Origin of the sequence: Polaromonas sp. (assembly GCF_012927485.1) — a bacterium.
In the GTDB taxonomy this organism is placed as follows: domain Bacteria; phylum Pseudomonadota; class Gammaproteobacteria; order Burkholderiales; family Burkholderiaceae_C; genus Polaromonas.
In genome coordinates this window covers 61,652-80,273 of the sequence record NZ_JABBPC010000024.1, presented here as the reverse complement: position 1 = coordinate 80,273, position 18,622 = coordinate 61,652, and the positions used below count along the sequence as shown (strand labels likewise).

Here is an 18,622-nt window from a genome sequence, read left to right as displayed (position 1 = left end):
CAATCATGGCAAATATTCTGGTGGTCGACGACGAGCTGGGCATACGCGACCTTCTTTCAGAAATTCTCAATGACGAAGGGCATCAAATTGAGTTGGCTGAAAATGCGGCGCAAGCCCGCGCCGCACGGCTGCGCGCAAGGCCAGACTTGGTGCTGCTGGATATTTGGATGCCCGACACCGACGGCGTGACGCTCCTGAAAGAGTGGTCATCCAGCGGCCAGCTCACGATGCCTGTCATCATGATGAGCGGCCATGCCACGATAGATACCGCGGTGGAGGCTACAAAAATTGGCGCTTTGGCGTTTCTAGAGAAACCCATCACGCTGCAAAAGCTCCTCAAGGCAGTCGAGCAAGGCCTTACCAAAACAGTCGTTCGCAAACCCGTCGTCTTTAACGCTGCGGTACTTTCCTCTGACCTCACTGTAGAAGCCATCATGACCGGTGGCGCGCTGCCCGCACCAGTTGATCTAGGCCCGCAAGCCACACAGAGCTTTTCGCTCGAAAAGCCGCTGCGCGATGCACGCGACGAATTTGAAAAAGCTTACTTTGAATTTCACCTCGCCAAGGAAGGCGGCTCGATGACCCGCGTGGCCGAAAAGACCGGTCTGGAACGTACCCATCTGTACCGCAAATTAAAACAACTGGGCGTGGACCTCTCGCGCGGCAAACGCGGCACTTGAATATTGCCGCCAACCGTCGGTCGAAAGCTTTACGGCTGATATATAATTCGCCGCTCAGGCCCGGTAGCTCAGTCGGTAGAGCAGAGGATTGAAAATCCTTGTGTCGGTGGTTCGATTCCGCCCCAGGCCACCAAGGTTTACCTTGCAAAGAAGCCAACCCATGCGGTTGGCTTCTTTGTTTCCGGGGACAAACAGTCCTCGCGTCCGGTCCCTTTCCGGGCTGCGGCTTGCTTTGGAAAGCTTCCCACACTTCTCCCCCTGTCAACGGCTTCATCCGAAGCGCCCGTGTACGCCAACCGATATTTCGCACTGACACTACCGGCACACCGAGACTAAACAAGCTTATTCGCCGCGCCAGTGTGCCAGCTGTGCCGGAAGAAACTCTCGAAACGTCGACGCACTATCACGCTGAATGCTTAGGAATTGCTCGCTCTTTGAACGACTACATTGCAGCGCAAAGAGACATTCGAGCTTCGGCAGGGGGCGGCGAGTCACGGCCATCACCGGTCGGTGGCCACGGGCGGCTTTCTGGCCTCTCCCTTGGGCGTATTTGTCGCGATGAGGCGCGTGTACCGGCTGCAAGCCCGAGAACACAGGCTCAAGGAATTTTTTTGGTGGACTGCATTCCGGTGTGCACGCGTAGTGGCGCACCTCGCCTTGGAAGTCCGCGCTTATCGCCAATACCGGTCGGTCTTGCAACCGCCTTGCATTGGGACTTCGCTATCCCGCCGCCAAGATCACATGCGCTTGAATTTTGCCGGATACAGGACCTTCGCCGTGGCGGTTGGCGATCGCCTCCGTTGCGCGGTCCGTAGCGAACTGAAGCAAGCTAGCGTCGCGCGCCTCGATTTCGTTGCGCAGCGGCGTTCCCTGGCAATAAGCGGTTGCGGCGGCGCGTGCCGAGGGCGCGCGACTCACTTTCTCGCGCGTTTCGATCTCAATGTCGGCGAACCCTGCGCGGCTTAGTTCCTCGCGGATCAGTGCGATATCGTGATAGCCGTGTGGCGTGCGGGCGAGGAATCGCGGCGGGTCGTGCGGAAACACCACGGCGACGGCGTTGGTGACATCGTCGGCAAATGCGTTCTCTTCGATGCGGTCCCAGACACTGAAGACAAAGCGCCCGTCTGGTCTCAGTACCCGACGCGCCTCGGCGTAGCCGGCGACCCGATTTGGAAAGAACATCGCTCCGAACTGGCAACACACGACGTCAAACGAGGCATCTTCGAACGGCACGTCGAGCGCGTCCGCCTGCCGCCATTCAATGCGGCTATCGGCCCCTTGGCGGGTGGCTGCATAGTCGAGCATGGGCTGGTTGAGGTCGGTCACCACGTAGCATGCGTCGGCGCTGAGTTTCGGCGCAAGCAACCGCGCAACCACGCCGCTGCCGGCTGCCGTTTCAAGAACCGAGCCGGGCGAGGAGACGGCGACAAGCTGCGCCATGTCGGCGGCATAGGCCTCGAAGATCAGGGGGACCAGCAGTGTGTCATAGAACTTCGGGATCGAGCCCGTGAACATCTTGTCGTTCTTAGTCATGAGACCCCCTAAAATCTTTGAACGGCGCCCTTAACCGCCCATTCCAGAGCGGGCCAAGCCGCTAACGAGTCCGCTGCCTGGTTGGGCAATGGCGTCGACGCGCTATTTTGGCCGCGCAATCCAGCTTCGTCAACGTCGTCCTGTGGTCTGATCCACCGTGCTTGCCGACTACTTTTTTGCCGAACATTCCTCCCTGCGTAAGGCGGTTCAGGCACGTTAAGTGCACGGGTTCAGAGCGACTGGCTGCTGACTGGCGTCGAACGAATGCTTACGCGGCGGCGCTGTCCCGGTAGTGCGTTGACCATGGGCGAGCCAACCCTTCCGTACTTGTGCCAGCGACCTGCGCCAAAAGCTTTCCGCCGCACCCCAGATTTGATCCAGAGTGAGGGGTCATTCACGACTTGGCTGGCCGTAATCTAAGCTGAAATTTTTCGATAAAATCGGGCACTATTTGCCAGGGAATTCCAGGCCCCGATTCACCAGTCGGCAGTCTGCCAAGGGAGGACCGAAGCCGCAGAAAAGGGCTGATGAATTGGCGTGACTGTCGCTTACCTGTCTGACGGACTGTTCGATGACCGAAAGCTGCCAGACTCCACTCGATGGCTGTTCCCACAAGCACGGACAAGCGAAAGTGTTTTGTCAATCATTTCCGGCATTCATTGCCTGATCTAGGCTCGGCCGCGCCGCTAGCGCTGCGCAGAAGACTTGTGATTACGTCAGCAAGTTGGCAGTTGAGGCGCAGCCGGTGCGGGAAGTGGTTGACGGTTCAAACGCTGATGATCTGATCCCGGTCGCTGATCGGTCCATGCACGGCGAGGTGGTGCACCAGCGGACTCCATTTCAAGGACCAAAACAGAAACCGAAGCGGCGTCTAATAAAAATATCCTGACGACATCTTGGTCCCGGCGCCGTGGGTACACCTGGCACCCCCTTTCCAGATTAAAAGTCAGAGTAGAAGTGGGAAAGTTGCTGGTACGACCCCCTCATGATGTTTTCCGAGTTGGCGTTAAGCCGGCGCGCCACCTGACACCCACATTTCATTTGACTTTGTATAAAAACAAATTAATATAGCTTATCTTTGTCAGAAAATCATTGACAACAAATGTCAACTCGTCGCTACACGCCCAAAGTCCGCCAGGCCCAAGTCTCAGAGCGCCGGCAGCAGGTTGTGGCTGCGACGGCCGAGTTGCACGCTGAAAAGGGCGTCAATGCGACGAGCTATGCCAACATCGCCGGAAGGTCAGGTGTTTCTCTGCCCACCGTCCACAGCTATTTTCCGACGCAGGCAGATCTGTTAAGTGCCTGCACGGGTCACGTCGTTGCGCGTGCACCGCAGATCCCTATGCAAGCAATCTTGGCAGCACCCGATCTGAGCGATGCCGCTAACAGGCTGATCGTTGCGGTCGACGGGCTACATGCTTACTTCGAGCCCTGGTTATGCTGGCGTCAGGAAACAGCCGCCCCCTTTCTCACGGAGTTCGCCGCCACTCACCGTGCCCAGTTGACTAGCATGCTGGATCGGCTCTTGTCGCAGCACCGGCCCGGCCAGCAAACTGCTTGCGCGGCGGTGTGGGAGTCGATCCTGTCTTTCGACTTCTGGAATCGGCTAGTCCGCCAGCACGGAATGTCGCGCGCGCGCGTGCGAAAAATTCTTAAAAACTTGCTGATGGCTGCGATTGGACCCGGGCTATCGACAAGCACCCAACCCGGTCCGCGGAGAAAATTATGAATACACCCGTCGGCTCCATCACGGAGATCGCACCTCGCTTGCACCGGATCAGTGTGGCAATGCCGCCAGAACTTATCCCCGGGGGCTTCTCATTCAACCAGTATCTGTTAATGGATGAAAAGCCGTTGCTGTTCCATACGGGACCGCGCAAGCTTTTCCCGCTCGTGAGTGAGCAGATCGAAAAAGTAATGCCACTCGAGCAACTGCGATACATCGCGTTTTCGCACGTCGAGGCCGATGAATGCGGTGCACTGCCGGCGTTTCTTGCCGCTGCGCCGCATGCCCGCCCCGTTTGCAGCGCCGTTGCGGCAATGGTTTCGATGAACGATCTGTCGGACGTCGAACCGATCGGGATGGCTGACGGACAAGTTTTGGAGACCGGACGGCACCGGCTCATCTGGCAAACCACACCCCATCTTCCGCATGGCTGGGAGTGCGGCTATCTGTTTGACGAAACGTCGCGCACGCTTTTTTGCGGCGATCTGTTTACGCAGCCGGGCACAGGCGAGAAGGCGCTGGTGCATGACGACATCGTGGAATCGAGTGAGGCCTTTCGCCGACACGTGGATTATTTTTCGCACAGTATCAATGCGCCTGCACTGATCGACAAACTTGCCAACCTGCGGCCTGAGTTGCTTGCGTGCATGCATGGAAGCGCCTGGTCTGGCGATGGCGCCTCGCTACTGCGCAAGCTCGAACGGTCTTTGTCCTCGTGATTCCCAGGGAAATAAAGCGGCGAGATTGCGCACTTCAAGAGCTCGGTTCGAGGGCTTAACCAGGAACCAGACCGACGCCTAAATGCGGCATTCAGAGAGCACTTTCGCGCCAACTGTGTTGGTGCACTTGACGCCTTTATATTTGGGCCTGCGCGTTAGCGGAGAAATGTCTAAACTTATCGTCCCGGATCAGGTAAACGCAGATCGCCCGCCGTGGACGCTCGTTGATCCTTACGATGACGGCCGCCAGCTCGCTGCGCTGTTGGGCTTGCTGATGCTCCATGCGCATCGCAGCGGTCTGCAGTGGCTGACCATTCTCTGCATCATGCTGGCCGCTGCAGGCAGTTAAGTGACGGCGCGCCGAGACCGGCCGAAGAGCGCGCCTGCAGAAGTCTTGATGTGAGACCTTGCGCAAGTGCCTCTTTGCTGCACGAGAATCGATACGTTACAACTGACGCTTTTGAACGCTCCGACTGGATTTCGGTTTATCGGTGCCTGCCATGTGCTCAGCCCTGCCGGAGATGAAGCGCCTTGTTCCCTAGGGAAGGACAAACCGGCCTCCCTGGCACGACCGCCCCGCGCTGTGGCCTGAAGGTCAGCCGGCCCGGCACCACCGGCCGGAATTCGGGCACACACTAAACTTTTCGCCGTTCAGCCAGACTTGCTCATCAGCCAGCAGCAAGGCGGTCGAAGGGTCGATGTCGAAGGCTATCCGAAGCTCGTGCTCGAGATGAGCGTCTTCGACGGGAAGCTCCCAGGTCAGGAATACCTGGGTGCAATCCCGGTCGGGTGGGAAGTCGGCGACCTCAAAGCCGGCGCTACTGCGCGCAATGACGCCGTGAGGCTGGGCAGGATCGAACACCACTGCAGTCCCCCTGGTCAGGGGGATTCGGTGGCCAGTCGAAGGGAAATGCAGGTCCAGACCCCTGTCCTCGCTCAGGAAAAGATTGCAAAAAGCCGCGCCGCCATAGTGCTCTCCGTCATGGTGGTACTTCGCGCCGCGGCAGGCCATCAGGGCGACGTCACAGGAGGTAAGCAGCTCAGCAGGCAGACCGAGCGTGCGCATCCAGTCGGACACCGTTTGCACGCAGTGCGGGTAGTCCGGCCAGCGCGCTCGCGCTCGCGCCAAAGGCAATGCCTCGACGTCTCCGGGCTCCAGGCCCAGTCGCAACGAAGTCTCTCTTTGCCAGTCTGCCACCAGTCTTGCTGAGGGCGCAGGCACGTCTAGCGTGTCTGAGAGCACGACATCACTCACGCTTCGACTGCGGATGGCGTCGCCGCTCCAGAAATAGGACGCGAGGAGATTTCGCGCACGCGGCAGTTGAGGGGAGAAGCTCATGCGGGCAAGTGTAGTGAGCCTGCCCGCAGTGTCACGGCCTCGGTCGGGTCTTTGATGTCAATGAAAAAACCATGGTGCCCGGCGATCCCCTGACCATTCGCGAGCGTGCGGTGGCAGCATGGTCGTCGGCCTGGCAGGGCCAGAATCTACGCAACATTCTGGTTTCACTCGGCTTTGACGTCGACACGCCCTGGCGAGATCTTTCAAGCAAGGATCGGGAATGGATACTGTTCACGGACGAGCAGCCCACCGTACCGGTCTATGCAGGGTTGACCCCCGTGCAGACGCGCTCCGCGCTGCGCCGCAAGGCCGAACCCGGCTACCAGGGAACATTTATCGGCGCTCGAAAACACGTTCTGCACACCTTCGCCACCACACACAGCGCCTTGATGAAAAAGCGGGTCTCAGGCTTCATGGTCGGCAGTGCCTGTCCCATGTGTCACGGTAAGCGCCTCAAGCGCGAATCTCTTTCGGTCACTTTCGCAGGCTTTGACATTGGCGAACTCGCCCAACTTTCGTTGGACCGCTTGGCACCAATTCTTGTCTCGGCGGCCAACGGCACATATTTGACATCCCCGAACCACAGTTGCAATCAACGTTGAGCCGGGAGAATGCGCGAAAAGAAATGGCCCGTCGGGTGGGCACCGGTGGCTCGTCGCATGCTGCGGCGAGTGACGTGCGGCGCACGGCGAACCTGTCACCGGAAAAACGTATGGCGGCCCAACGCATTGCGACCGACCTGGTGGCGCGCATTACATCGCTCCAACGCCTCGGTCTGGGATACCTGTCAATCGACCGGGCGACCCCGACGCTCTCGCCCGGAGAACTGCAGCGCCTTCGCCTCGCGACCCAAATCCGCTCCAATCTTTTCGGGGTGATTTACGCGCTGGATGAGCCATCCGCAGGTCTGCACCCTGCGGACAACGAAGCGATGATGGAGGCGCTCGACCAGTTGAAGCGTTCGGGCAATTCAATCTTTCTTGTAGAGCATGACCTGGACATGATGCGCTGTGCAGACTGGTTGATCGACGTCGGTCCGGCAGCGGGAGAAGCGGACGGTGAAGTGCTGTACAGCGGGCCCCCGGCCGGGCTTGAGCATGTGCAGACCTCCCAGACCGCAAGGTACCTGTTCGGCCCAGATAATGAGCGGCTACGCACGCCACGGACGCCAACGGCTTGGCTGGAGTTGAGCGCTGTTTCGATGAACAACCTCGCTGGCATCGACGCACGGTTTCCATTGAAATCGATGTCTGCTGTAACGGGGGTGTCTGGGTCGGGAAAGTCCAGCCTCGTGACCCAGGCGCTGGTTCAGCTGGTACTGGAGAGCCTGGGAAGCGAAACCCCGCATGCCGAGGAAGAACTCGACCCGCTGCAAGACTATGCACTGCCTCGGGCCAGCGGACGCATCGTGGCGGGAATGGAGAGCATCGCACGACTCGTGCATGTTGACCAAAAGCCTATTGGCCGCACGCCTCGCTCCAACCTTGCCACCTACACGGGACTGTTCAATCATGTCAGAAAGCTCTTCGCGGATACCCCTGCCGCACGGTCGTATGGCTTCGACGCGGGGCGCTTTTCGTTCAACGTGGCCAAAGGGCGCTGCGAAACCTGCGAAGGCGAAGGGTTTGTATTTGTCGAACTTCTCTTCATGCCCAGCGTGTACGCGCCATGCCCTGTGTTCCATGGCGCGCGGTTCAATGAAGCAACACTGAAGGTAACCCTGCGGGACAAGAATATCGCCGATGTCCTGCACATGACGGTAGAAGGCGCAGAAGCGTTTTTCCGTAATGAAGCAGTCATTGCGAAGCCTCTTAAGCTGCTGAGCGACATAGGCTTGGGCTACCTGCGTCTGGGCCAGCCGGCGACCGAGCTCTCTGGTGGAGAAGCACAGCGTGTGAAGCTCGCCATTGAACTGCAGCGAGCACAACGGGGCGACGCGCTGTATGTACTTGACGAACCCACCACGGGCCTGCATGCCGCCGACGTCGATAAGTTGCTTTCTCAGCTGCAGGGGCTGGTTGACGCCGGCAACACAGTCATTGTCGTGGAGCACGATATGAGAGTGATAACTGCGTGTGACTGGCTTATCGACTTGGGGCCAGGAGGGGGCGCGGCAGGAGGAAAAATCGTTGCAAGCGGTACACCCTTGGACGTTGCGCGCAATGGCGACAGCCTCACGGCAACTTACCTCAGAAAAAGCATGGTACGGTTAACGTCAACCGACAGCCGGTATTTGCCAGGTCGAGCTTTATAAGGTCAGATCCCTTCATCCAGGATGACTGCTTCCAGTTTTTCAATGACTCGCAGCCGAAAGGCCGCTCATTTCCGCTCCTACAACCGAACTTGTTGTATTTCAACCAGGATTGATCCGATAAGGCCAGACATTCTCAATGAAATTTGAACGCTTTTGGTAAGTCCTTGCATGCCCGGTTATGCGCAGGAGGCAGGAGTGATCAAGGTCGGAACCTTTGCCAAGATAAGGCGTTTGTACATTCGGGACAAATAGTCGATAAAAGAGATGTGCAGTCAAACGGGTAGTGCCCGCACCTTATGGTAAAGCGACCCTTACCGAACGCCGTCGACGGTCAAGTCGTAAATGCCTCGCCTGGCAACGCCACCCGGGCCAGCGAAGGCGCGCGGGTAGGAATCGGACAGTATTTCGTTCCGTAACTGGGCAGGCCCCCGCTATCAAGCCTTCTTCGCTCCAGTCAAACTGGAACGCTTCACCCAGGTCGAACTTCAATGGCTTGAATGCTGACATCGTATTTTGGCGGACATTTCCATGGTGATTACCTTGTTTGTTCCCGCCTAAACAGTAGGCAGAGCCAGCGAAAATACTTGCCTCAGTTTTCGGACGATGCCAAAAGGTTAAAGCAAGAAAATGAATATTTCGGGCTTGGGGTCGGGTTAATTCTGGAAGTACTTCAGCCGCCTGTAAGTATCGGGACCTAGTGATTGGCCCAACAACCCGGCATCGCTTGTAAATCATCCGAAATCCTCAACGAATCGACAAAAGTTATTAAAACAACGAAAATTTCTCTAAAGATCCAAATACTATAATAAAGAACTGCAGTTTAAAATCGAAATAAAACTGTTCGTTATTTCATGAATTTAAGGGGAAATCTCTGTGAAAGAATTATGGGTTAGTCGGTTTATCGTTGTAGCTTGCTTGGCTGCGCTTACGGGCTGTGCGGGTGGACCAAGGGGGCTCGGCGTAGAGAATCCTCCCAGTGTCGAAATCGGTGTTCTGATGGATAACGCCGCAATTTCCGAAAAAGCGGGCCAAAAAGACGTGGCGCTTCGTCAATATGATGAGGCCTCAAAACTATATCCAACCTCAATTTTGCCTTGGCTGAGAGTTGCCCAAATCAAGTTTGAATCCGCCAATTATGGTGAGGCTATTACCTCCGCGCAACAGGTTATTTCTCGTGACGAACGCAACACCATTGCTCACAGCATTCTTGCCGTTAGCGGACTCCGGGTGTCAACAAAGGCATTAGCAGATCTAAGGCGTCAAAACGAATTGACTGGCTCGGTTCGCAATGAGGCTCAAGATCTGGCAAAAGTTTTGCGTGAAAGCTTGGGAGAACGAATTCTGGTACCCGCAGTGCCTGCCACAGCTACCCGTCCAGTACCGAAATCGCAGCGTTCACGACGCGCACCGAAGGCTTCCGGCGCCGAAGCGAAAACCCAGCCGAGTGATGCCAAAGGAAGTGGCAGTCCTTTTGGCGCTCTAAAGTAAATACTAACTTTGATATGCGGATGGAAGCGCTGATGCATCCTACCTATTGCCTACATAAACAGTGAATGGGAGTCTGAGAATGTCCAAAAAGGAAAGTGTTCAAAAGCGATTGCAGAAAGTGCGTCCACCGCGTGTTCAGATGACATACGATGTTGAGGTCGGTGATGCAATAGAGCGAAAAGAACTGCCATTTGTCGTTGGTGTGGTGGGAGATTTCAGTGGTCATTCTGAAGTTGAACAAAAGAAACTTCGCGACCGCAGTTTTGTCAATGTGGACAACGATAATTTTGATGAAGTCATGAAGGCGGTAGAACCGCGCGCTGTCTACAGGGTCAGTAATAAACTTAGCGTTCAAGGTGGCGAGTTAGCCATCGATCTCAAGTTTAGGTCGATTGACGACTTCCGGCCTGAATCAGTGGTGCAGCAAGTTGAACCACTTAAAAAGTTGCTCGAGGCAAGAACCAAACTTGCAGATTTACGCAATAAACTCGCAGGCAACGAAAAGCTCGAAGATATCTTGAGTGACGTTCTGTCCAGCACAGAGAAATTCGGCGCTTTGAGTTTGCAAGTCAAATAATAGGGATGGGTGATATGTCTGCACAAAATGCCACTTCAGCGAGTCAGGGTGGCGCAACTACCTCGATGAGCAGCTTGCTTGATGAAATCGTGGAGAAGAGCAAGGTAGCTAAGTCGAACACCGAGCACGAGCGTGCCAAGGACATTATTTCCGAGCTGGTTAAGGAGGTGATGAACGGTACTGTAGTTGTCTCCAGTAATCTAGCTGCAACGCTTGACGCTCGCGTTGCAGAACTTGACAAACTCATTTCTGATCAACTTAGCGCAGTGATGCATACCCCCGAGTTTCAAAAAATGGAGAGTAGCTGGACAGGTTTGCGCTATCTGGTTTTCAACACATCCACCAGTAGCACTCTAAAGATCAAATTCCTGAATGCAAGTAAAAAAGAATTGGTTAAAGATTTCCAATCTGCGATCGATTTTGATCAAAGTACGATGTTCAAAAAAGTATATGAAGAAGAATTCGGTACTTTTGGTGGTGCGCCGTTTGGTACGCTAATTGGCGATTTTGAGACTACCCGCCAGCCAGAGGATATGTACTTTATCGAGCAAATGTCGCATGTTGCCGGTGCGGCGCATGCCCCCTATATCAGTGCCGCAGCACCAGAGTTATTTGGTCTTGAAAGCTACAGTGAGATGAGCAAGCCGCGCGATCTTGCCAAAGTCTTCGACACTGTGGAGTATGCCAAATGGAAATCCTTTCGGGAATCAGAAGATGCGCGCTATGTGGGATTGACGCTACCTCGCTTTCTGGGCCGTCTGCCCTACAACCCCAAAGACGGTACGACAGTGGAAGGGTTCAATTTTGTTGAGGATGTTGATGGCACCGATCATTCCAAATACCTTTGGTGCAATGCGGCATACGCTTTTGGCGTACGTCTGACCAAAGCGTTTGAAGATTTTGGCTGGTGTGCAGCCATCCGTGGTGTTGAAGGTGGCGGTTTGGTTGAAGATTTGCCTGCACACACCTTCAAAACAGATGAAGGCGAAGTCGCGCTGAAGTGCCCCACTGAGATTGCCATCACTGACCGCCGCGAAAAAGAGCTAAGTGATCTAGGTTTCATCTCATTAGTACACTGTAAAAATACTGACTATGCCGCATTTTTCGGCGCCCAGTCAGCACAAAAAGCGAAGAAATACAACACGGATGCCGCCAATGCAAACGCTGTGCTCTCGTCACAGTTACAGTATATTTATTCGGTGTCACGTATTGCCCACTACATGAAGGCAATGATGCGCGACAAGATCGGCAGCTTCGCTGCGGCATCGAACGTACAAGACTTTTTGAATCGCTGGATCACGCAATATGTATTGCTTGATGACAACGCTTCTCAAGAGTCAAAAGCGCAGTTTCCACTGCGTGAAGCAAACGTACAGGTGAGCGAAGTACCTGGGCGTCCTGGCGTTTATCGGGCTGTTGCGTTTCTGAGACCGCATTTCCAGCTTGACGAACTTTCGGTGTCTCTTCGTCTGGTAGCCGAGCTTCCCTCGTCTGCCAAGTCGTAAGTAAGTATGTTGAGTTTTATTAATAATGAAAAGGAAGAAAAATGGCCATTGACGTATACCTGACAATTGACGGCATCAAGGGTGAGTCCACTGATATAGATCACAAAGATTACATCGAATGTTTGTCTGTTGGCTTTGGCGTATTGCAACCTCGCTCTGCGACTGCGTCGTCTGCCGGTGGTCACACGGCCGAGCGTTGTGAACACCAGGACATTGTTGTAACCAAGTTGACCGATATTGCAACACCTTTGCTACTTGAGCAATGCTCTATGGGTAAAACTATTCCAAAAGCAAAATTCGACTTCATGCGCGCAGACTCTGATGGAAAGCGCGTGAAGTATTTCAGTATCGAACTGGAGAACGTCCTGATTAGTAGTGTTACTCCGCACGTGGCACAAGGCAATATCATGACTGAAAGTCTCTCAATCAAGTATTCGAAAGTCAAGTGGCTGTACGTTCGTCAGAATATTAAGGGTGGTACAAGCGGCAACACAGCGGGCGGTTGGGATCTCTCTACCAATCAAAAAGCCTAAGCTCGAAAACTGTCGATTTGTAGACCGCAGCTGCAAGCAGCTGCAGTTTCTTTATTAGTGGGATTGGATGCACAAATATGAAAGGATTTTCCCAAACACTCTTCGATAAGCTTTTGGGCGATTCTGAGCACGCATTCAACGCTGGTTCAATAACCCGTTTATCTATAGAGCAAGTAAAAGATGCTGTGGCAGCTGATTTGGAGGCACTGTTGAACACTCGGTCAGTAATTTTTGAAGAAGACTTGCAGGCTTATCCAGAATGCCATCGGTCCATCATTTCCTACGGATTGTGTGACTTTGCAGGCTTGAGTTTGGCGAGCATAGACGACCGAACTGTCATCTGTCGGGGCTTGGAACGAGCAATATCCAGGCACGAACCCAGACTGCGTAACGTCCAGGCAACTTTGGAACTTGATAAAAATTCAATTAATAAATTAAATTTTGCTATCACCGCATTTTTGGTGGTGCACCAGTCCAAAGAACCAGTCAGTTTCGACGCTTTGTTACAGCCCTCGACTTTGCAATACTCGATCAGCAGTGCCCGGCGTACAGCTGTGCGGATGGAAACCTGAAGTGGCAATATGAATAATTTGTTGCCATTTTATGAACGTGAACTCGGATTTTTACGCCGTTATTCACGTGAGTTTTCCGAGAAATACCCCAAAATAGCGGGGGATCTCCTGATGGCTGGTGAGGTCTGTGAAGATCCACACATTGAGCGCATGATTCAGTCGTTTGCACTGATGAGTGCACGCATTTCAAAACGGCTTGAAGATGATTTCCCGGAATTTACCGAGGCTTTGCTGGAGGTTTTATACCCTCATTACCTGAAACCTTTCCCCGCCTGCTCTATTGCACGCTTTGATTATTCTGCCAGCGCCGGGCAGCTCACTGGCGAGCAAATGATTCCCCGGGGGACAGAGTTGGTAAGCCGGTCTGTGAAAGGGATTGCCTGTAAATTCCGGACAACTTATGACGTGACGATCACACCGATAAAGATTGATGAAGTGAAGTTCGAAGCGATTTTTGAGGCTCCAGAATCTGTCATCCTGCCGACAGGCAGCTCATCGAAGGTAAGTATCCGTCTTAGTGCGACTTCCGAACAGGCATTAATCGGAGAAAAAACGGGTAATTTGCGGATTTTTGTAGATGGAGAGCCGTCGTTTTGTGCTGCACTGCTCGACTCGGTGTTTTTGCGCACAGTCGCAGTTTACGTGCAAGCCGAGAACGCTCATCAATGGTTGCGGTTGCCCAAGGTCCCCGTAAAACCTGTCGGATTTTCTGAGCAAGACAGCTTGATCGATTTTCCACAGCGGTCCCATCCAGCCTACCGATTGTTAACAGAATATTTTTCCTTTCCAGAAAAATTTAGTTTTTTTGATCTTGATCTTGGCGCCGTCTTCCAGCAACTTAAGCTGGAATCTAAAGCGGTGGTGCTTCACTTCGTCTTTGCGGGAGTACGCGCCGACTCCAATGCAGCGCGCATGCTGGGAAGCTTGAGTAAAAACAACTTACTGCTTGGCTGTACGCCGGTTGTCAATTTATTCAAACAACGTGGTGAACCTATTCGCGTAACGCACGCTGCAGCCCAGTACCCAGTGGTCGCCAACGCCCGCAATGCTTATGCCTATGAAGTGTATTCAGTCGACGCTGTCAAATTGGTAAAACAGACGGCGCAAGGTGAGTTCATCACTGAGGTAAGACCTCTGTATTCGCTCAAACATGGCTCGTCATCGGAAAAGGATGGCCGCTATTGGTCTTTGCGCAGAGATGAATTAATTGGCCTGAAAAGCCCCGGGTATGAGACCGAGATCACTATTGTTGACGTCGACTTTAACCCTGCGAAGCCTGAGACAGACACTTTAAGCATCGACTTGACCTGTACCAATCGCGACATGCCGTCTTTGCTGAGCTACGGCCTCAGTGGCGGTGATCTATTCTTGGAAGGTGGCTCGCTGGTCAAACAGATTAATTTCCTGCGAAAACCCACTGTGTCGCACCGGTTCGAGCGAGGTCGAGGCGCACATTGGCGGCTGATTTCTCATCTTTCGTTGAATCATTTGTCACTTTCCCAAAAAGGAATCGAAGCATTTCAGGAGACTTTGCGCCTATACGATTTGCCGCGTTCTGTCATCAACGAAAAGATCCTGGCCGGCGTTGTAGCCATTGACCATCAACCGACTTCAAGATGGTTGTCAGGCAAGCCTTTTTCTTGCCTGGCACGGGGTATCGAGATCACGCTGACCATTGATGAAGATAATTTTGTCGGCAGTGGACTGCATGTTTTTGCGAATATTTTGGATCGCTTCTTTGCGCTCTACGTCCACGTTAATAGCTTCACGCAAATTAGCCTGAAATCGAAAAAATCAGGGGAGATCTTGCTGAAATGTCAGCCACGCAGCGGCGATTCCAATCTAGTGTAGTTGAGCGACTGCTCGCTGAACCGTACCGCTTTGAGTTCTTTCAGGCGGTGAGGGTGCTTGACATATGGCTCAAGACGCAAGGTATCGAAGGTGATCAGGCCGTCGCTGACTATGTTCGATTTGAAAATTCAATTTCATTAAGTTTTCCGCCGAGCGAAATTGAAAGTCTGCGAGTAGAAACCGGTGGTGAAGACCTGCCTGCACTTGCAACCGCAGACCTCGGCACTGCTCCAGCCAGTGCGGGCCCAAAGCGCATCTATATGACGCCGGCATTCATGGGGTTTTTGGGGCCAAATGGCACGCTGCCGAGACACTACTCAGAGCGCGTTTCCTCACATCAGTTGTACCGCCGCGATGCGGGTCCGCGCGCCTTCCTGGACACCTATTCCAATCGTGCGGTTGCGCTTTTTTACGGTGCTTGGAAGAAATATCGCCTTGAGCTGGAGTACGAATCCAAGGGTAAGAATGGCTTTCTGCCATTGCTGATGTCACTCAGCGGATTGGGACACCCCACGCTGAGGGATCGACTCAGCTCCGATGATGTTGGCATATTGGACGAGTCGTTGGCTTACTTTGCTGGCGCCCTCTGGCACCGGCCCGCTTCTTCGGTTCATTTGCAGGCCATCTTGCGTGAGTATTTCCAGGTCAATATAGAAATCGAGCAGTTTGTCGGAAAGTTCTATCCCCTGCCACTAGAGCACCAAACAATACTGGGGTGTGCCAACGCTGAGCTAGGAAGTTCTGCCTTGGTAGGACAACGAGTGTGGCAAAGAGATCTTCGCATTGCGCTGAAAATTGGTCCCCTGCGCCGAAAAGACTTTGAACGATTTCTGCCGCGCGAAACCGCTGCTCGCGCCTTGGAACAGATGCTCAAAGTTTTTGTTGGTCTGACACTTGAATTTGAAGTGCAACTAATTTTGCATGCCGACGATGTCAGGGGTTTTGAGCTCAGCGAGCACCGCACCACTGGGAGACTAGGTTGGGATACGTTTTTATCAACCAAAAAACAAGTTCAGAACCGCTCTGACATTCGCTACACCATTAACCCCCTTTGAAGTGACGCGCGACACATTTTAAAAACGGAAACGACGATGACGATTAGCCTGAAAACCTTAATTAGCAAACTGAACAACACGTCGCGTAGCGCTACAGAGCGAGCCGCAAGTATTTGTATTAGTCTGGGTCACTATGAAGTGGATCTTGAGCATTTATTTCTCGCATTGCTTGAGCAGCCTAAGTCAGATTTCTCAGTCATCAGCCGAAAGTTCGGCATCAGTACAAGTTCCCTGAAATCCGATCTTGAGTCGGAGCTGGCCCGATTCAAGAATGGCAATAGCCGGACACCAGTTTTCTCCCCGCACTTGCCCAAGCTCTTCGAAAATGCGTGGCTGATTGCTTCGCTTGAAAAACAGACCACGCATATTCGCAGTGGGCATTTATTGCTGGCCCTATTAACGGAGCCTGACCTGTCACAACTGGCGTATCGGGGGTCAAAACTTTTTGTAAAATTCAAGCTGGATGAGCTCAAACATGAGCTATCTCGCTTGACTGAAGGCTCGCAAGAAGCCTCCGAAAGCGTGAATTTCGCGGATGCGCAGGCTACCGACGCAGAGCCGTCCGATTCGGAAATCATTACCCAAGGCGGTCTGTCAAATAACCCGGCCTTGAATCAATTCACCACTAATCTCACTCAACGTGCCGCTGAAGGCAAAGTTGATCCAGTCATTGGCCGTGACACGGAAATACGCCAGGCGATTGACATTTTGATGCGCCGTCGCCAAAACAATCCAATTTTGACGGGTGAGGCAGGCGTGGGGAAAACGGCTGTGGTCGAAGGCCTGGCCTTGCGCATTGCCAACAAAGACGTACCAGAAGTATTGCAGGGCGTGCAGATTCACACCCTCGATATGGGTCTGTTGCAAGCCGGTGCAAGCGTTAAAGGTGAGTTTGAAAGTCGTCTTAAAAACGTAATTGACGAAGTGAAAAGAAGTCCCCATCCTATTATTTTGTTCATTGACGAAGCCCACACCATGATCGGTGCTGGCGGACAAGCCGGACAAAGCGACGCCGCCAACCTTTTGAAGCCGGCCCTGGCCCGCGGTGAACTGCGCACGATTGCCGCCACCACGTGGGGCGAATACAAAAAATACTTTGAAAAAGACGCGGCCCTAGCACGGCGTTTTCAGGTTATCAAAGTGGAGGAACCCAGTGAAGAAGTAGCCTGCGCCATGCTGCGCGGCATCGCTCCATTAATGGAAAAGCATTTCAATATTCGTATCTTTGATGAAGCCATTACCGAGGCCGTGCGCCTGTCGCATCGCTACATCAGCGGACGCCAGCTTCCCGACAAAGCTATCAGCGTGTTGGATACGGCTTGCGCCAAGGTGGCATTGGGTCAGAACGCAACCCCGGCGTTGATCGAGAGCATGCGCAAAAAGCAGGACAGCGTAAGCGCTGAACTGCAAGCGCTGGAACGCGAAGAGGCGACGGGCTTCACCCACACGGCGCGCCTCAAAGACCTCAGGGCCAGGCATGAACAACTGGGCCAGGCTATCGGCACCGCCTCTAAGCGGTGGGACGCGGAAAAAGCGCTGGCCGACAAAATACGTCAAGCCCGCATCACGCTTGAAGTGCCCGCACAGACCACAGTAGCCAGCGCCGAAGAAACGCCGACCGGCACGGCCAAAAAGGCGAAATATTCCGCCAAAGCAAAACTTGGCAAAGAGGCGCAAGAACTGCAGCAGCTCTTAAAAGAACTGGAAGTCTTGCAAGGTGAGGCACCGTTGGTGCCGGTTCAAGTCGACGCGTCGGTGGTGGCCGAAATAGTCGCGTCCTGGACCGGCATTCCGCTGGGCAAAATGATCAAAGACGAAATCAAAACCGTGATGAACTTGCAAGCCTCATTGGAGGAACGAGTGCTCGGCCAAAGCCATGCAATGGAAGCGGTGGCGCAGCGGGTGCGCACTTCGCGCGCCAATCTGGACGATCCGAACAAACCCAAAGGCGTGTTCCTGTTTGTCGGGCCTTCCGGTATTGGCAAGACCGAGACCGCGCTGGCCTTGGCCGATGTCTTGTATGGCGGCGAGAAAAAGCTCATCACCATCAACATGAGCGAGTACCAGGAAGCGCATTCCGTCTCCGGTCTCAAAGGCTCACCCCCCGGCTATGTCGGTTACGGCGAAGGGGGAATATTGACCGAGGCGGTACGTCGAAATGCCTACAGCGTGGTGCTGCTGGATGAAGTCGAGAAGGCGCACCCCGATGTGCTGGAACTTTTCTTTCAGGTCTTTGACAAAGGCGTGCTTGACGATGCTGAGGGCCGGGAAATCGACTTCAAGAACACCATCATCATTTTGACCAGCAACGTGGGCTCGGCCACCCTGATGCAGGCCTGCCTGAATCTGGAAGAAGGCGTGACGCTGCCAACGCCTGACGATCTGGATCAAAAAATCCGTCCTCAACTGGTCAAGTCCTTCAAGCCCGCGTTTTTAGGACGGCTGAAAGTGATTCCGTTTTACCCTATTTCAGACGACGTCCTGGTTGAAATCATCCAGCTCAAACTCGGCAAAATTCAAAAACGCATTGCCGTCAATCACAAAGCCGAACTGGTCTATGACGACAAGCTGGTGGAAGCCGTTCTGGCCCGCTGTACCGAGGTCGATTCCGGTGCACGCAATGTGGACAACATTCTGAACGGAACGCTGTTGCCGGAAATTGCTGAAACGGTTTTAGGACGGATGGCCGAAGGTCGGACGTTTGAGCGAATCAAAGTGTCCGCCCATAAAAATGGGCAATTCAAGTACGAAGTCAAATAAATACATCCAGTTATTCACGCTGTCACACCA

At 53.8% G+C, this 18,622-nt stretch carries 14 protein-coding genes, 1 tRNA gene and 2 pseudogenes; 14 read left to right on the top strand and 3 right to left on the bottom strand.

What is annotated here, in order from left to right:
- The first annotated feature begins 5 nt into the window (after window positions 1–5).
- Window positions 6–680: a response regulator gene (locus HHJ16_RS09680; RefSeq protein WP_293642448.1), complete on the top strand. Its 675-nt coding sequence runs from the start codon at window positions 6–8 to the stop codon at window positions 678–680.
- A 57-nt stretch (window positions 681–737) separates the two neighbouring features.
- Window positions 738–813 (top strand) — tRNA-Phe (locus HHJ16_RS09675).
- Between the two features lie 587 nt (window positions 814–1,400).
- Here the strand turns inward: HHJ16_RS09675 and HHJ16_RS09670 are convergent.
- On the bottom strand, window positions 1,401–2,213 hold the full coding sequence (locus tag HHJ16_RS09670) for a methyltransferase domain-containing protein (protein ID WP_293642447.1): 813 nt from the start codon (window positions 2,211–2,213) through the stop codon (window positions 1,401–1,403).
- 1,102 nt (window positions 2,214–3,315) lie between these two features.
- Between HHJ16_RS09670 and HHJ16_RS09665 the strand changes: the two genes are divergently transcribed.
- From HHJ16_RS09665 to HHJ16_RS09655, 3 genes are all read left to right on the top strand, one after another.
- Window positions 3,316–3,942: a TetR/AcrR family transcriptional regulator gene (locus HHJ16_RS09665; protein WP_293642446.1), complete on the top strand. Its 627-nt coding sequence runs from the start codon at window positions 3,316–3,318 to the stop codon at window positions 3,940–3,942.
- Entirely contained in the window at window positions 3,939–4,658 is a 720-nt protein-coding gene (locus HHJ16_RS09660) for an MBL fold metallo-hydrolase (protein ID WP_293642445.1), read from the top strand. The genes HHJ16_RS09665 and HHJ16_RS09660 overlap by 4 nt, the downstream gene beginning before the upstream one ends.
- Window positions 4,659–4,824: 166 nt before the next feature.
- Window positions 4,825–5,007, top strand: coding sequence for a hypothetical protein (locus HHJ16_RS09655; RefSeq protein ID WP_293642443.1), 183 nt, complete (start codon window positions 4,825–4,827; stop codon window positions 5,005–5,007).
- Window positions 5,008–5,253: 246 nt separating this feature from the next.
- Here the strand turns inward: HHJ16_RS09655 and HHJ16_RS09650 are convergent, their stop codons facing one another.
- On the bottom strand, window positions 5,254–5,997 hold the full coding sequence (locus tag HHJ16_RS09650) for a hypothetical protein (RefSeq protein ID WP_293642441.1): 744 nt from the start codon (window positions 5,995–5,997) through the stop codon (window positions 5,254–5,256).
- A 17-nt stretch (window positions 5,998–6,014) separates the two neighbouring features.
- Between HHJ16_RS09650 and HHJ16_RS09645 the strand changes: the two are divergent.
- Window positions 6,015–8,251, top strand: a pseudogene (locus HHJ16_RS09645) (excinuclease ABC subunit UvrA); the annotation flags it as partial.
- A gap of 335 nt (window positions 8,252–8,586) precedes the next feature.
- Here HHJ16_RS09645 and HHJ16_RS09640 read toward each other — a convergent pair.
- Window positions 8,587–8,755: pseudogene (locus HHJ16_RS09640) on the bottom strand (IS21 family transposase); the annotation flags it as partial.
- 492 nt (window positions 8,756–9,247) lie between these two features.
- On the opposite strand from HHJ16_RS09640, the gene HHJ16_RS09635 reads away from it, so the two are divergent.
- The 8 genes from HHJ16_RS09635 to tssH all read left to right on the top strand — a co-directional run bounded on the left by HHJ16_RS09635 (window position 9,248) and on the right by tssH (window position 18,592).
- Window positions 9,248–9,739, top strand: coding sequence for a hypothetical protein (locus HHJ16_RS09635; protein ID WP_293642439.1), 492 nt, complete (start codon window positions 9,248–9,250; stop codon window positions 9,737–9,739).
- A 79-nt stretch (window positions 9,740–9,818) separates the two neighbouring features.
- Window positions 9,819–10,316: a type VI secretion system contractile sheath small subunit gene (tssB, locus tag HHJ16_RS09630; protein ID WP_293642437.1), complete on the top strand. Its 498-nt coding sequence runs from the start codon at window positions 9,819–9,821 to the stop codon at window positions 10,314–10,316.
- A gap of 14 nt (window positions 10,317–10,330) precedes the next feature.
- On the top strand, window positions 10,331–11,821 hold the full coding sequence (gene tssC, locus HHJ16_RS09625) for a type VI secretion system contractile sheath large subunit (protein WP_293642435.1): 1,491 nt from the start codon (window positions 10,331–10,333) through the stop codon (window positions 11,819–11,821).
- A 41-nt stretch (window positions 11,822–11,862) separates the two neighbouring features.
- The gene (locus tag HHJ16_RS09620) at window positions 11,863–12,354 is read left to right on the top strand and encodes a type VI secretion system tube protein Hcp (protein WP_293642433.1); all 492 of its coding nucleotides are present in this window, start codon (window positions 11,863–11,865) and stop codon (window positions 12,352–12,354) included.
- 77 nt (window positions 12,355–12,431) lie between these two features.
- Entirely contained in the window at window positions 12,432–12,926 is a 495-nt protein-coding gene (gene tssE, locus HHJ16_RS09615; RefSeq protein WP_293642432.1) for a type VI secretion system baseplate subunit TssE, read from the top strand.
- Between the two features lie 9 nt (window positions 12,927–12,935).
- Window positions 12,936–14,777: a type VI secretion system baseplate subunit TssF gene (tssF, locus tag HHJ16_RS09610; protein ID WP_293642430.1), complete on the top strand. Its 1,842-nt coding sequence runs from the start codon at window positions 12,936–12,938 to the stop codon at window positions 14,775–14,777.
- A complete protein-coding gene (tssG, locus tag HHJ16_RS09605; RefSeq protein ID WP_293642428.1) occupies window positions 14,741–15,832 on the top strand; it encodes a type VI secretion system baseplate subunit TssG in 1,092 nt (363 codons plus the stop codon). Before tssF ends, tssG begins: the two co-directional genes overlap by 37 nt.
- Before the next feature lie 36 nt (window positions 15,833–15,868).
- Complete coding sequence (gene tssH / locus HHJ16_RS09600; protein ID WP_293642426.1) at window positions 15,869–18,592, top strand: type VI secretion system ATPase TssH; 2,724 nt, start codon at window positions 15,869–15,871, stop codon at window positions 18,590–18,592.
- The last annotated feature ends 30 nt before the right edge of the window (window positions 18,593–18,622 follow it).

Coding starts and splice junctions, on each gene's coding strand:
- HHJ16_RS09650 (WP_293642441.1), bottom strand. CDS start 5,997: ATGAGCTTCTCCCCTCAACTGCCGCGTGCGCGAAATCTCCTCGCGTCC.
- HHJ16_RS09620 (WP_293642433.1), top strand. CDS start 11,863: ATGGCCATTGACGTATACCTGACAATTGACGGCATCAAGGGTGAGTCC.
- tssC (WP_293642435.1), top strand. CDS start 10,331: ATGTCTGCACAAAATGCCACTTCAGCGAGTCAGGGTGGCGCAACTACC.
- HHJ16_RS09680 (WP_293642448.1), top strand. CDS start 6: ATGGCAAATATTCTGGTGGTCGACGACGAGCTGGGCATACGCGACCTT.
- HHJ16_RS09660 (WP_293642445.1), top strand. CDS start 3,939: ATGAATACACCCGTCGGCTCCATCACGGAGATCGCACCTCGCTTGCAC.
- tssF (WP_293642430.1), top strand. CDS start 12,936: ATGAATAATTTGTTGCCATTTTATGAACGTGAACTCGGATTTTTACGC.
- HHJ16_RS09670 (WP_293642447.1), bottom strand. CDS start 2,213: ATGACTAAGAACGACAAGATGTTCACGGGCTCGATCCCGAAGTTCTAT.
- tssB (WP_293642437.1), top strand. CDS start 9,819: ATGTCCAAAAAGGAAAGTGTTCAAAAGCGATTGCAGAAAGTGCGTCCA.
- HHJ16_RS09655 (WP_293642443.1), top strand. CDS start 4,825: ATGTCTAAACTTATCGTCCCGGATCAGGTAAACGCAGATCGCCCGCCG.
- HHJ16_RS09665 (WP_293642446.1), top strand. CDS start 3,316: ATGTCAACTCGTCGCTACACGCCCAAAGTCCGCCAGGCCCAAGTCTCA.
- tssE (WP_293642432.1), top strand. CDS start 12,432: ATGAAAGGATTTTCCCAAACACTCTTCGATAAGCTTTTGGGCGATTCT.
- tssH (WP_293642426.1), top strand. CDS start 15,869: ATGACGATTAGCCTGAAAACCTTAATTAGCAAACTGAACAACACGTCG.
- tssG (WP_293642428.1), top strand. CDS start 14,741: ATGTCAGCCACGCAGCGGCGATTCCAATCTAGTGTAGTTGAGCGACTG.
- HHJ16_RS09635 (WP_293642439.1), top strand. CDS start 9,248: ATGGATAACGCCGCAATTTCCGAAAAAGCGGGCCAAAAAGACGTGGCG.